Here is a 13,159-nt window from a genome sequence, read left to right as displayed (position 1 = left end):
AGAGAAAAAGTGTGCGCGATCCCCTCATTGACTTTGCCCCATTTTTTTAATAATTTTCATCCATAAAGATAAGACACGCCTTTTCCCCTATGATGACATCGTATATTCCCGTTATTCTTATGCTGGCGGCAGGGCTGACCCTCGGCATCGTTCTTCTGAAATTACACCAGTGGCTCGGTCCGCATCGCCCGAACGATGAAAAAACTTCGACGTACGAAAGCGGCGTGGAGCCGGTCCGATCCGCCCGTGAACGATTTTCCGTAAAGTACTACATGGTTGCCGTCCTCTTTATCTTGTTTGACATCGAGGTCATCTTTCTCTATCCATGGGCGGTGAACTTTCGGGCCCTTGGATTGTTTGGATATATAGAGATGGTGATTTTCATCGCGACATTGCTGATCGGGTATCTGTATATCTTGAAGAAGGGTGCGTTGAAATGGGATTAGAACACGCTTTAGGCGACAGTATCATCACGACGAGAATTGACGCGGCCATCAACTGGTGCAGAAAAAATTCTGTCTGGCCGATGCCGCTCGGGATCTCCTGCTGCGGCATCGAGATGATGGCGCTCGTCGACCCGCGGTTCGATGCGTCGCGATTCGGCTCCGAGGTGATGCGCTTCTCGCCGCGCCAGTGCGATTTGCTGATCGTAGCGGGAACCACTACATACAAGATGGCCAAAGTCGTCCGGAAAATCTACGACCAAATGCCCGACCCGAAGTGGGTCATTGCGATGGGAGTTTGCACTTCGACCGGCGGGATGTACCGGACGTACTCCGTGGTCCAGGGAATCGACCAGTTCGTTCCTGTTGACGTCTACGTCGCCGGATGCCCTCCCCGCCCCGACAACCTCCTGCATGCCATCATGATGATCCAGGAAAAGATCGGCCGCGGAGAGAGCAGAAGCACTCCGATGACCGTTGCCGAAGAACGGAAGGAACAACGGCTGCTGCAGATCGGGGTGTAGGAAGAATTCAGGAAACAGATGTCAGGAGTCAAATGAGGTGAAGTTTGTGCATTGATTTACGCGCCTGGTTATCAGGCTACCACTATTGTATAGAGCATGGATTCAGCGATTGTAGAAAAAATTAAGAGCCGGTTTCCCTCGAGTATTCTGGGAGTAAAGGTGTTTCGGGACGAGACAACCCTCTCTATTAAGAAGGAGGAACTTGTCAGCGTTTGTCTCTTTCTCCGGGACGACCAGGACTGCGCATTCGATTATTTGAGTGATCTTTGCGGAGCGGACGCCTACACGCCGGAGAACAGGTTTGAAGTCGTTTACAACCTTTATTCTCTTCATCATAAGCAGCGATTGCGCCTTAAAGTCTTTACCGACGAGACGGATCTTCACGTGCCGAGTGTGACCTCCGTATGGCCTGGTGCCGGATGGCCGGAGCGCGAAACATTCGACATGTTCGGGATCGTCTTTGACGGGAATAACGATCTCCGCAGGATGTATATGCCTGAAGAGTTTGAGTATTTTCCTCTGAGAAAAGACTTCCCCCTCATGGGCATCCCCGATTCAATCCCACTACCCAGAAAGTAAATTTACAGAACATGATCAGCGGGCACGAAACCGAGAGTAAGAAGAGCAAGCTTCTCCATGCCCTGGAGGATAAGGACACGAGCGCCCAGTTCACCGACCCGCTCGAGAATGAGATGATCCTCAACATGGGTCCGCAGCATCCCGCAACCCACGGCGTGCTGCGGCTGCTGATCAAGCTTGACGGGGAGACTGTGGCAGCGGTGGTTCCGGAGCTGGGATACCTGCACCGGGGATACGAGAAGCTCGCGGAAAATTGCAGCTACCATGAGTTCATCCCTCATACGGACCGCCTCGACTACATTTCGCCGTTGATGAATAATACGGCCTATGTACTTGCCGTGGAGAAACTCCTTGGAATCGAGGCTCCGCGGCGCGCGCAGTTCATCCGTGTCATCATTTCGGAACTCGCGCGCATTTCATCCCACCTTCTTGCCGTGGGCGCCCTCGGGCTTGACATCGGCGCAGTGACCGTATTCATGTGGACCTTCCGGGAACGGGAGAAACTCTACGACATCTTCGAAAGTCTGACCGGCGCCCGTTTTACGACCAGCTACACCCGCATCGGCGGCATCTCGCAGGATATGACCGCCGAGACGAAAGAGACGATCCAGGATTTCGTCAACCGTTTTCCCGCGAACCTCGCAGAATGCGAAAGTCTTCTCAATAGAAATAGAATTTTCGTGGAGCGGACCGACGGCATCGGCGTTATCACGCGTGAACAGGCGATCGCGATGGGTTTCTCCGGGCCGAATTTGCGGGGCTCGGGCGTCGACCATGACCTCCGCCGTTCAAACCCGTACCTTGTCTACAACGAGCTTGATTTTGACGTTCCGGTCATCCCCGACGGCGACTGCCTCGCACGGTACTATGTCCGGATCAACGAAATGAAGGAAAGCCTGCGGATCATCCAGCAAGCGCTCGACAAAATTCCTGCGGGATCGGTCCATGCGTTCGAACCAAAGAAAGTTCTGCCGCAAAAAGAACGCATCTATACAAAAATGGAGGAGCTGATCCACGACTTCATGATCATCAACTTCGGCGTCAATCCGCCGGTCGGAGAGATCTATCATGCCGTCGAGGGATCCAAGGGAGAGCTGGGGTTCTATATTCAGAGCAAGGGGGAAGGACATCCGTGGCGGCTGAAGATCCGCTCCCCTTCATTCATGAATCTCCAAATGCTCCCGCTGCTGTTAAAAGGGAGAATGATCTCCGATGTGGTGGCAATCATCGGCAGCATTGACCCGGTGATGGGCGAAGCAGATAAATAATCCGGTTCGAACCAGAAAGCACAACCTGATACCTCCTCTCATATGTTGACCGAAGAAAATCTGAAAAAAGTCGAAGAGATCCGAAAGCGATATCCGACATCTCAAGCGGCTCTCCTGCCGATCCTTTGGATCGCGCAGGAACAGGAAGGCTGGATCTCAGAAGAGATGATGCGCTTCATCGGCAAGCTCCTCAATGTTCCCTACGGGAATGTGCTCGGCGTCGTCACCTTTTACTCGATGTACAATTCTAAAAAGCTTGGCAAGTACCACATCGAGGTCTGCACAAACGTTTCGTGTATGCTTCGCGGGTCTGACAAGGTGCTGGACGCCATCAACCATCGATGCGGCATAAAACCAGGCGAAACCTCCCCGGACGGGAAGTGGACCGTAAGCGAGGTGGAATGCATGGGCGCCTGCGGCGGAGCACCGATGCTGGCGATCGGCGAGGAGTACTATGAGAACCTGACGCCGGAAAAAACAGAGCAGCTGCTTTCGTCGTTGAAGTGAAACAAACTGCGGAAACCGAATAAGATCTCGATAGAATATGGACCGATATATCCTCCCCGACATTCCGAACTATCATACCCTTGAGGTGTACGAGGCGTACGGGGGCTACGGCGCTTTGAAAAAAGCGCTCGGGATGAAACCGGAAGAAGTCACCGACGAAGTTAAAAAATCAAGCTTGCGCGGCCGCGGAGGAGCATGTTTCCCCACCGGCTTGAAATGGACCTTCATGCCGAAGCAGACGTCCAAACCGAAATATTTGTGCGTCAACGGGGACGAGTCGGAGCCGGGAACATTTAAGGACCGGCAGATCTTCGAGTCCAATCCTCACATGCTGATCGAAGGAACGGTGATCGCATGCTACGCGATGGGAATCACGACGGCGTACATCTACATCCGGGGCGAATACGGCAAGTGGGTGAAGATGCTGCAGAAGGCGCTCGACGCCGCATATGCAAAGAACTACGTCGGCCAGAATATTCTCGCCTCCGGATTTTCCACAAACATCGTTCTGCACAAAGGGGCCGGGGCATATATTTGCGGAGAAGAATCTGCTCTGATGAACTCGCTGGAGGGACAGCGCGGCTATCCGCGCGTGAAACCCCCCTTCCCAGCGCAGTACGGCCTTTGGGGATGCCCCACAACCATCAATAATGTAGAGACCATTTCCAATGTTCCTCTTATTATCAACAAGGGATGGGAATGGTATTCAAAGATCGGTGTGCCGAAACATCCGGGACCGATCCTTGTCGGCATCAGCGGTCATGTGAACAAACCGGGCGTCTATGAAGTCGCGACGGGAGAATTGCTGACGGACCTTATTTACCGTTATGCCGGGGGAATTCCCGGAGACAAAAAGATCAAAGCGGTGATTCCCGGCGGCTCCTCGACGATGATCCTGCGCGGAGAATCGATCGAAGGGGTCCGTATGGATGCGGATTCGCTTAAGGCAGCCGGCTCGTCGGTCGGGACAGCAGGAATGATCGTGATGGACGAAGATACCGACCTGATTCGGGTGATCACCCGCATCGCTAAATTCTATTACCACGAGTCGTGCGGGCAGTGCACTCCGTGCCGCGAGGGAACCGGATGGCTCTGGAAAATTTTGAAGCGCTTCGAAACCGGCGGCGCTCAATCGGGCGATATCGATCTGCTGATGGACATCGCGAACAATATCGAAGGCAACACCATCTGCGCGCTCGGCGACGCGGCGGCATGGCCGGTGCAAAGCATGATCCGCCGTTTCCGCGATGAATTCGAAAAACGCGTCCCCAAGACAGCGCACACCGCCGTTCCTGTAGCTTCCTAAAATGATCAAGGCAGTGCATTCACGATGATGGACTGAATGCCGACTCTCTCTTCAACTCGCCACACACCAGTCAGCGGCCCGTTCACCGCAATCTCTCTTATTCGTGTTCAGCAATATTTTGCCGGGAAAACGCCATGAAGCCGATAAAACCTGCAAAGCTCAATCGCGGGGACCTCATCGGCCTTATCGCCCCCGCGAGCGCACCCACCTCGGAAGATAAAATCGTGAGGGGGGGAGAGTATCTCGAACGCCTTGGCTATCGGGTCAAGCTGGGAAAAAATATCCGCGCTGTGCGAGGATACCTTGCCGGCAGCGACGCCCAGCGGGCATCGGATATCAACGCCATGTTCGCCGATAAACAAGTGAAGGCCATCATCGCCGTGCGCGGGGGATACGGCACACCCCGGCTGCTCCCTCTGATCGATTATAGTCTCGTCAAAAGAAATCCGAAAATCCTTGTCGGCTACAGCGACCTTACCGCGTTGCAGCTTGCGTTGTATAAAAAAACCGGACTCGTTTCCTTTTCGGGACCGATGGCCGGCGTGGAGATGTTCAAGGAGATCGACCCGTTTACCGAAGAACATTTTTGGCAGATCATTACGTCGGCTAAGGCGACAGGCGCTGTGCGGAACCCGGATTCTCGTCCGATGAAAGTCATAGGAAAGGGGACGGCTCGTGGCATCCTGCTCGGCGGCAACCTCTCCCTCATGGCCTCGATAGCGGGGACGCCATATCTCCCTTCCTTTAAAAATTCGATCCTATTTTTTGAAGAGATCGGAGAGGAGTCGTACCGGTTTGACCGCATGCTCAACCAATTGGCGTTGGCCGGGATCCTTGAAGCAGCAAGAGGCATCGTCGTGGGAGAATTGACCGACATCAAACCATCCGATCCTTCAAAGCCGTTTCTCGCCGCCGATAAGATCATCTCTGACCATTTCTTCTCTTTTTCAAAGCCTATCCTCACTGGTCTGGTCTACGGGCATGTCGCTCGAAAATTAACGATGCCGATCGGAATCAAAGCGTCTCTCGACGCAACTCAAGGCTCCTTCAAATTTCTTGAGTCGGCTGTTAAAGGATAAGCTGCCGCAGAGTGTGGAATTTAAGATCCCTGTCAAAGGGAATGTTGCAGATTGAGAATTTCCCCTTCGGCTCCCAAACTCGGTTTGGGAGCGGCTTCGATAACTTGTCTTTCGGCTGAAGATATTCACGCCGTTCCTGATCGGAGATTGATAACGGGAGAGCCCTTGCCTTAACGCTTCAAATGCGGAATTGTAACACCGCCCTGCCGGAGGGCTTTTTGCATGTCACTATTTTATTAGCTATTTTTCCATTGAAGTTCGCGAGATCGCGAACTTCCCCCCATCCGGTCATTGCCAAGCTCAAGAGGATTTTCTGCAAATATCAGTTCACTATCTATTCGAGGAGAACCATGAATAAACTAAAATTGATCTCCGCCGCGGGAATCGTTCTAGCCCTGAACCTTTGTTCCGGCGCCGCCGTTGCACAGATGAACCATACGAACATGAACGACCGCACGGCAATGAAGGCAATAGCCGTTATTAATCCGACCAAGGGGAACAAGGTCTCGGGCATTGTCAGGTTCCAGGAAGTCCCCGCTGGCGTCCGCGTGATCGCCGATCTCACAGGATTGACCCCTGGAAAGCATGGTTTTCACATCCATGAGTACGGCGATTGCAGCGCGGATGACGGAACCTCCGCCGGCGGCCACTTTAACCCTGCAAAAATGCCGCACGGCTCCCCGGCAAGCGTGGAACGCCATGCCGGCGATCTCGGCAACATCGAGGCCGATACGGACGGAAAGGCCCACCTTGATTATGTTGACTCCAAGATATCATTCACCGGTGCGAATTCGATCATTGGCCGGAGCGTCGTCGTCCACGAAAAAGAAGATGACCTAAAGACGCAGCCGACCGGCGCTGCCGGTGCGCGCGTTGCATGCGGAGTGATTGGATTAGCAAAATAACGCCGGGACGATGGATCAAACGAAAGCGCTGAAAAGCCCGGAAATCGTTGACAAATAAGACATTAATGATTACATTCACAGTGAAAATTTTCATGCGCGGATAGTTCCCTTTGTTATCAATTGCAGTGTTTGCTTCGGGGCGCGGCTCCAATTTTCAGGCGTTGGCCGAAACAATTGTTAAAAAAAATATCGATGCAAAAATTGTTGTTGTGATCAGCAACAATTCTGACGCGGGTGCGTTGTCGCTCGCGCAAGCGCTTCATATCCCGGCACTTCATCTAAGCCAGAAACAATTTCCATCGAAGGATGCGTTCACAGAGGCGGTTCTCTCTGCCCTCGAATCGCGCGGCGTCAATTTTATTGTCCTCGCCGGTTACATGAAGAAGGTCGACCCGGCGGTCATCAGGCGGTACCGGAATTGCGTCATCAATGTGCATCCTGCGCTGCTGCCGGAGTTCGGCGGGCAAGGGATGTACGGGCATCACGTCCATGAAGCTGTCATAGCGCAGCGGGCGCCGGTCTCCGGCGCGACCGTTCATATCGTGGACGACCAATTCGATCACGGCCCCATCGTTCTCCAGGAATCAATTCCAGTGGCACCGGACGATACTCCGGAGACCCTTGCTGAGCGAGTGCTCCGCATCGAACACAGGATACTTCCCCGCGCCGTAGAGCTTTTTGCTCAAAAGAGAATTTCAGTCACCGACGGCAAGGTCCACATACTTCACTGACATCGAGGAGTTCATTGCTAAAAGTCCGCAGAGCATTGCTGAGCGTTTCCAATAAAGAAGGAATTGTCGAACTCGCATCGGAACTCCACCAGCTCGGGGTTGAGATAATTTCAACCGGCGGAACACATGCCCTTCTCTCCTCTTCGAACGTTCCCGTCAAACAGGTCTCGGAAGTCACGGGCTTCCCGGAAATTTTGGATGGACGGGTAAAAACGCTGCATCCCGGAGTGCATGCAGGACTGCTTGCCGTGCTCGATAACCCGGTCCACCGAAAACAACTGGACGACCTTCATATCCAGCCGATCGATCTCGTTGTTGTGAACTTATATCCGTTCAAGGAAACGATCGAGAGGAACGGCGTGACGACGGAAGAAGCAATCGAACAGATCGATATCGGCGGGCCGGCGATGATCCGTTCGGCGGCGAAGAATTACCGGTTCACGTGCGTTGTTGTCAGCCCCAAGAAATATCCGGAGCTGGTCCTCGAGCTCAAAGAACGAAACGGTTCCGTCAGCGAAGAAACATGCTTCACGCTCGCAAAGGAAGCATTCCAGCACACGGCGCATTATGATGCCGTGATCGCCGAGTATCTCCAGCGGCGAACGCCCGGCCAGCAGACCTTTCCCGACACGTTCACGCTCTCCCTCACCAAAGTTTTCGACCTTCGCTACGGCGAGAACCCGCACCAGCACGCGGCGCTCTACGGAAACTTCAACCATTGTTTCAAGAAACTGCACGGCAAGGAGCTTTCGTACAATAATATCATCGACACGACCGCCGCGGTCAATCTTCTGGCCGAGTTCGCCGAACCTGCGGCGGTCATCATCAAACACACGAACCCGTGCGGCGTGGGCCGCGGTTCGACGATCGCCGCGGCGTACAAGCGCGCGATCGCTACCGATTCGAAATCGGCCTTCGGAGGGATCGTAGCCGTCAATCGTCCGCTCGACATGGCGGCTGCAGAAATGATCAACCAGATATTTACGGAGATCATCATCGCCCCGTCGTTCCCCCCGGATGTTCTGGAATTTCTGATGAAGAAAAAAGACCGGCGTCTGATCCAGCAAATCGGGGACGTCAGGTCGGTCGTCGAACCGGATATTCGCCGCGTGACGTACGGTCTTCTCGTGCAGTCCCCCGACACTGCGCGCATCACGCGGGACGATGTGAAAATAGTCACAGAACGGAAGCCGACGGAAGACGAACTTGAAGCGATGCTCTTCGCTTGGAAGGTCGCCAAGCATGTGAAATCCAACGCGATCGTGTATGCGACGAGGGACTGCACCATCGGCATCGGAGCGGGGCAGATGTCGCGCGTCGATTCCTCCAAGCTCGCGGTGCGAAAAGCACAGGAAGCGGGGTTATCGGTGGATCGTACGGTCGTCGCTTCCGACGCCTATTTCCCGTTCGCCGACGGGCTGATCGAGGCCGTAAAAGCAGGGGCGACGGCGGTCATCCAGCCGGGAGGCTCCGTGAGGGACGAGGAAGTGATCAAAGCCGCGAACGAGAATAATATTGCGATGGTCTTTACGGGCATCCGGCATTTCAAACACTGAAAATCTGTCCTGAAGGGTTCGCCGCCGCATTTTTTGAAGATTTTGCGGGTAGAATTTTGTATTTTCTTAAGACATTCTGTTCAACCTTAAAACGTTAACACCAATGGGAATTCTCTCCGTATTTTCAGCAGACCTCGCCATCGATCTCGGTACTGCCAATACGCTTATTCACATGAAGGGCAAAGGCATCGTTCTGAACGAGCCTTCGATCGTCGCCTTTGACCGCAACACAAAGAAAATCGTTGCCATCGGAAATGAAGCGCGCGAAATGCTCGGACGAACGCACCGCGACATCCGCACCATCCGTCCGATGAAAGACGGAGTGATCGCCGATTTTGAGATCGCGGAGGGAATGCTGCGCGAGTTCATCAAAAAAATCCACGCCAACTGGCTGCCGAGCCGGCGCATCGTCATCTGCGTGCCGAGCGGCGTCACCGAAGTGGAAAAGCGGGCCGTGCGCGACTCCGCTGAACATGCGGGAGCGAAGGAAGTTCATCTGATCGCGGAACCGATGGCGGCGGCGATCGGCGTCGGACTCGATGTGGATAATCCGGTCGGCAATATGGTGGTGGATATCGGCGGCGGCACGACGGAAATCGCGGTCATCGCGTTGTCGGGAATCGTGAACGAGGAGTCGATCCGCATCGCCGGCGACGAAATGAATTCCGCTATCATCCAGTTCTTCAAAAAGAACCACAACATCCTGATCGGCGAGCGGACGGCCGAGGCGATCAAATGCGAGGTCGGCTCGGTGATGCCGATGAAGGAAGAGGTCGGAATTCAGGTGAAGGGGCGCGACCTGGTGAACGGCATTCCGAAAACGACCGAAGCCAGCTCGGTAGAAATACGGGAATCGCTGAACGAATGCATCCAGCAGATCGTCGACGCAGTGAAACTGACGCTCGAGCGGACGCCCCCCGAACTCTCGTCGGACATTCTCGACCGGGGTATCATGCTCTCCGGCGGCGGCGCGCTTCTCAAAGGGTTGGATGAGCGGTTGCGGCTCGAAACAAATCTGCCGGTGCACGTTGCCGAAGACCCGCTGACTGCCGTCGTTCGCGGTACAGGAAAGGTGCTCGAGAACCTGAACCACTACGCGAAAGTGCTGATCAAAAACCGGCGATATTAAACAATTAACGATCAACAATGAACGGTGACGGGCTTTCGCGTCTGCGTTCATTGCTGATTGATCATTGAAAAAATGCAGCGCCTCTACCAACTGTACTACCTTTTTAAAGAGTACATCATTTTTTCCATCCTCGTACTCCTTTCCATCGCCCTTCTCACCCAAAATGACAACGAACAAGTGAGGCGCATCCGCTCGTTGGCGGTCGGTATGGTCGGCGCGTTCCAGAGCACGGTCTCGGTCGTCCCAAACGTGTTCGAGATAGAGCGCGAGAACGAGATGCTGCGGAGAATGAACGTCAACCTTGCCGACGAGGTGAACCAGCTTCGGGAAGCGCGTCTCGAAAACATGCGCCTTCGTTCCATGATCGCGCTCAAGGAAACTTCCACGACGAAACTCATCGCGGGGAAGGTGGTGGCGAAAAACCTCAACCTCCTCCGCAATACGCTGACGATGAACGTCGGAGAAAACGACGGCGTTGCGGTCGGGATGCCGATCGTGACCGGCGAAGGGCTGGTCGGAAGAGTGATCGCGGTCAGCGGGAGCTATGCGGTGGGCCAGGCGATGCTTAACGCCGATTTCAGGGCAAGCGCGAAAGTTCAGCGAAGCCGCGTAGACGGAATTATCGCATGGGACGGAAGGTCGGTGATGCTGAAGAACATCGCCAAATCGCTCGACGTGCGCCCGGGCGACGCCATCGTCACGTCGGAGTACAGCAACGTCTTCCCGCCGAACATTAAGATCGGGGTCGTAGGGACGGTGACGGAAATCCCGGGGAGCTTATTCAAACGTGTGGAGGTCGTCCCCGCCGTTGATTTCGTGAAACTGGAAGAGGCGTTTGTGGTGAATTTTGTCCCCGATATCGAAAAGGCCCGCCTCGAAGAGAAGTCTCAAAAGTGAAGGGGGAATGCATTCCCCTCTCCCTGAGGAAGAGGGGCGTCCGGAGGACAGAGCCGGGGTCACTTCTCCAAAAATTCAAGCACCCGCTTCATATCATCCGGCAGCTCGGAATCGAAACGCAAAAATTCCTTTGACACCGGATGAACGAACCCCAGCTGCTTTGCGTGCAGCGCCTGCCGTGAAATTTTCTCGAGCAGGTTCGCCGCCTCAGCTTTCTTCTTCCCATCCAGCCCCCCAAACGCGTCATTACGGCCGCCGTAGGTCTCGTCTCCGAAGACCGGATGGTGAATGTGGGCGAGATGGACGCGGATCTGATGAGTGCGTCCGGTGCGGAGATGCAGCCGGAGAAGCGCTAGATAGGCGAACTGTTCCATGACCTCGTATTCGGTGACGGCATGTTTCCCCTCCTTTGTCACCGCCACTTTTTTCCTGTCGCTCTTGCTCCGGCCGAGCGGAGCCTCGACGATTCCTTCCTCATTTTTGAACACCCCCCACACGATCGCCCGATATTCCCGCTCGGTGGTCTTATTGGCAAATTGCCGCGAAAGTTTCTGGTGCGTTGTCTCATCCTTTGCGACGACCAGAAGCCCCGACGTATCTTTATCCAGCCGGTGGACGATGCCGGGGCGCATCGGATGCGGCCGTGAAAGGAAATTGGAATGATAGAGCAGAGCATTGACGAGCGTTCCGGAATAATGTTTGTAGGCAGGATGCGTCACCATGCCAGCCGGCTTGTTCACGACCATCAGGTACTCGTCCTCATACACGACATCGAGGGGGATGTTTTCGGGGAGGACTTCCGGCGGTTCCGGCCTTGAGAGCTCGACGTGAATGACCTCGCCCGGAGCGATCGCATGGCTGGCCTTCACGTTTTTTCCGTTGACGAGAACCTCCCCGCCTCGGATGGCTTCCTGGACCTTATTCCGCGTTGCATTTTCGACATGCGTCGTCAAATAGACGTCGAGCCGCTCTTTCTTTTGTCCGGCAGGGACGACGATATCAAATCTGGTTTTCATTGTAGGTCCGGCTTTTCGCGGCATCCAGCAAAAGAATCGGAAGGGATCACGAGCCGATTTTGGGGGGAGTCTCGGGAGAGGCAGCCGCCGTCTCCAGCGACGGTTTCGCAGCTTCTTCGTCTTCGATGACAAACTTTCGATGGAAGATCAGCAAGATCAAAACGCCGATCGTTACGGCAGAGTCGGCGATGTTAAAGATAGGCCATCGCGAAAGATGGTACCCGAAGATCGTCACGTTGAAGAAGTCGATGTCGATGAAATCGACAACCTTGCCGTAGAACAGTCCGCCGTCGTTGAACAGCACCCCGTAAAAAACGCGGTCGATGAGGTTGCCGATGGCTCCGCCGAGAATGAGAGCGAGCGAAAAACGAAAAAGCAGGCGTTCGTTCCTCATTTTATAGAGATAGACCAAAATGCCGATACTGGCAATGACGGAAAAGAGGGAGAAGAATAATTTTCCGCCGACATCGATCCCGAATGCCATGCCGGGGTTTTCGATGTAGGTCAGCCGTCCGAAATTTCCGAGCACCGGAATCGTCGACCCGATCGGCACTCCCTGGACGTGGATCCCGAGCGCGGGGATGGAAAAGCCCTTGATGAATAATTTTGTCGCCTGGTCTCCAAGAACGACAAACAGCGTCACATACAGTATTCTCACGTTACATTGTCTCGAAGATTATCGTAAAATACCTTACCTACCCTTTTTTACTTTACAACGGATACAAAGTTGCGCGTGCGGCACCGCTTCCAGCCGTTCTTTTTCGATCAGCTTTCCGCAATCGGTACAGAATCCGTACGTCCCTTTTTCGATCCGTTTAAGAGCATCTTCGAGATAGTTCAGGAATTTCCCTTCCCTTGAAGCGAACAAGAACGTCTTTTCTCTCTCCATCGCATCGGTCCCCTGCTCCATATGCATGGAGTAAGTCGAGTTCTCGTTCGCGTACTCTCCCGTTGTCACGTCCATCATGCTCTCTTTCAGGATCTGAAGCTCTTCGAGGATCTCCTTCCTCTTTTCCATGATGATCACTTTGAAGTTCTCCAGGTCCTTGACACCGTACCCTTTCACCTTCACGGGACGCTTCTCCGGAGCCGCTTTCGCCATATTCTTGTCGGCCGCCTTCGGCGCGACTTTCTTTCGTTTCGCTTTCGCCGCCAGGCTTCCTGCTCCTTTTTTAACTCCGACTATTTTTTTCTTTCCAGCAACTGCTTTTGCCATGAA

General features: G+C 54.1%; 15 protein-coding genes. 12 read left to right on the top strand and 3 right to left on the bottom strand.

The features are described from left to right. The first annotated feature begins 89 nt into the window (after positions 1–89). The 12 genes from VMF88_14235 to mreC all read left to right on the top strand — a co-directional run bounded on the left by VMF88_14235 (position 90) and on the right by mreC (position 10,924). A complete protein-coding gene (locus VMF88_14235) occupies positions 90–446 on the top strand; it encodes an NADH-quinone oxidoreductase subunit A (GenBank protein ID HTY12216.1) in 357 nt (118 codons plus the stop codon). After that, on the top strand, positions 437–967 hold the full coding sequence (gene nuoB, locus VMF88_14230; GenBank protein ID HTY12215.1) for an NADH-quinone oxidoreductase subunit NuoB: 531 nt from the start codon (positions 437–439) through the stop codon (positions 965–967). The genes VMF88_14235 and nuoB overlap by 10 nt, the downstream gene beginning before the upstream one ends. Before the next feature lie 96 nt (positions 968–1,063). Then, positions 1,064–1,546, top strand: coding sequence for an NADH-quinone oxidoreductase subunit C (locus VMF88_14225; GenBank protein HTY12214.1), 483 nt, complete (start codon positions 1,064–1,066; stop codon positions 1,544–1,546). Between the two features lie 11 nt (positions 1,547–1,557). Beyond that, positions 1,558–2,814 (top strand): NADH dehydrogenase (quinone) subunit D, encoded by a 1,257-nt coding sequence (gene nuoD, locus VMF88_14220; protein HTY12213.1) that lies wholly within the window; start codon positions 1,558–1,560, stop codon positions 2,812–2,814. Between the two features lie 42 nt (positions 2,815–2,856). After that, a complete protein-coding gene (locus VMF88_14215) occupies positions 2,857–3,321 on the top strand; it encodes an NAD(P)H-dependent oxidoreductase subunit E (GenBank protein HTY12212.1) in 465 nt (154 codons plus the stop codon). Positions 3,322–3,358: 37 nt separating this feature from the next. After that, positions 3,359–4,627, top strand: coding sequence for an NADH-quinone oxidoreductase subunit NuoF (gene nuoF / locus VMF88_14210; GenBank protein HTY12211.1), 1,269 nt, complete (start codon positions 3,359–3,361; stop codon positions 4,625–4,627). A 134-nt stretch (positions 4,628–4,761) separates the two neighbouring features. Beyond that, positions 4,762–5,706, top strand: coding sequence for an LD-carboxypeptidase (locus VMF88_14205; GenBank protein ID HTY12210.1), 945 nt, complete (start codon positions 4,762–4,764; stop codon positions 5,704–5,706). 350 nt (positions 5,707–6,056) lie between these two features. Next, positions 6,057–6,611, top strand: a complete 555-nt coding sequence (locus tag VMF88_14200) for a superoxide dismutase family protein (protein ID HTY12209.1) — start codon at positions 6,057–6,059, stop codon at positions 6,609–6,611. Between the two features lie 110 nt (positions 6,612–6,721). Continuing rightward, positions 6,722–7,342, top strand: a complete 621-nt coding sequence (purN, locus tag VMF88_14195; GenBank protein ID HTY12208.1) for a phosphoribosylglycinamide formyltransferase — start codon at positions 6,722–6,724, stop codon at positions 7,340–7,342. A 14-nt stretch (positions 7,343–7,356) separates the two neighbouring features. Further along, a complete protein-coding gene (purH, locus tag VMF88_14190; protein ID HTY12207.1) occupies positions 7,357–8,898 on the top strand; it encodes a bifunctional phosphoribosylaminoimidazolecarboxamide formyltransferase/IMP cyclohydrolase in 1,542 nt (513 codons plus the stop codon). Between the two features lie 103 nt (positions 8,899–9,001). Further along, on the top strand, positions 9,002–10,027 hold the full coding sequence (locus VMF88_14185; GenBank protein HTY12206.1) for a rod shape-determining protein: 1,026 nt from the start codon (positions 9,002–9,004) through the stop codon (positions 10,025–10,027). Between the two features lie 57 nt (positions 10,028–10,084). Next, positions 10,085–10,924, top strand: a complete 840-nt coding sequence (gene mreC, locus VMF88_14180; protein HTY12205.1) for a rod shape-determining protein MreC — start codon at positions 10,085–10,087, stop codon at positions 10,922–10,924. Between the two features lie 59 nt (positions 10,925–10,983). On the opposite strand, the gene VMF88_14175 is transcribed toward mreC, so the two are convergent. From VMF88_14175 to VMF88_14165, 3 genes are read right to left on the bottom strand one after another with little or no spacing between them, the layout of a single operon-like run. Then, positions 10,984–11,940: an RluA family pseudouridine synthase gene (locus tag VMF88_14175; protein ID HTY12204.1), complete on the bottom strand. Its 957-nt coding sequence runs from the start codon at positions 11,938–11,940 to the stop codon at positions 10,984–10,986. Between the two features lie 46 nt (positions 11,941–11,986). Continuing rightward, complete coding sequence (lspA, locus tag VMF88_14170) at positions 11,987–12,598, bottom strand: signal peptidase II (protein HTY12203.1); 612 nt, start codon at positions 12,596–12,598, stop codon at positions 11,987–11,989. A gap of 33 nt (positions 12,599–12,631) precedes the next feature. Further along, the gene (locus tag VMF88_14165; protein HTY12202.1) at positions 12,632–13,156 is read right to left on the bottom strand and encodes a TraR/DksA C4-type zinc finger protein; all 525 of its coding nucleotides are present in this window, start codon (positions 13,154–13,156) and stop codon (positions 12,632–12,634) included. Positions 13,157–13,159: the final 3 nt, after the last annotated feature.

The organism is Bacteroidota bacterium, assembly GCA_035506275.1.
Taxonomy (GTDB): Bacteria; Bacteroidota; Ignavibacteria; order UBA10030; family UBA8401; genus JAGVPT01.
Note: the sequence above shows the minus strand (reverse complement) of the source record. Positions and strands in the feature narration are given on the sequence as shown.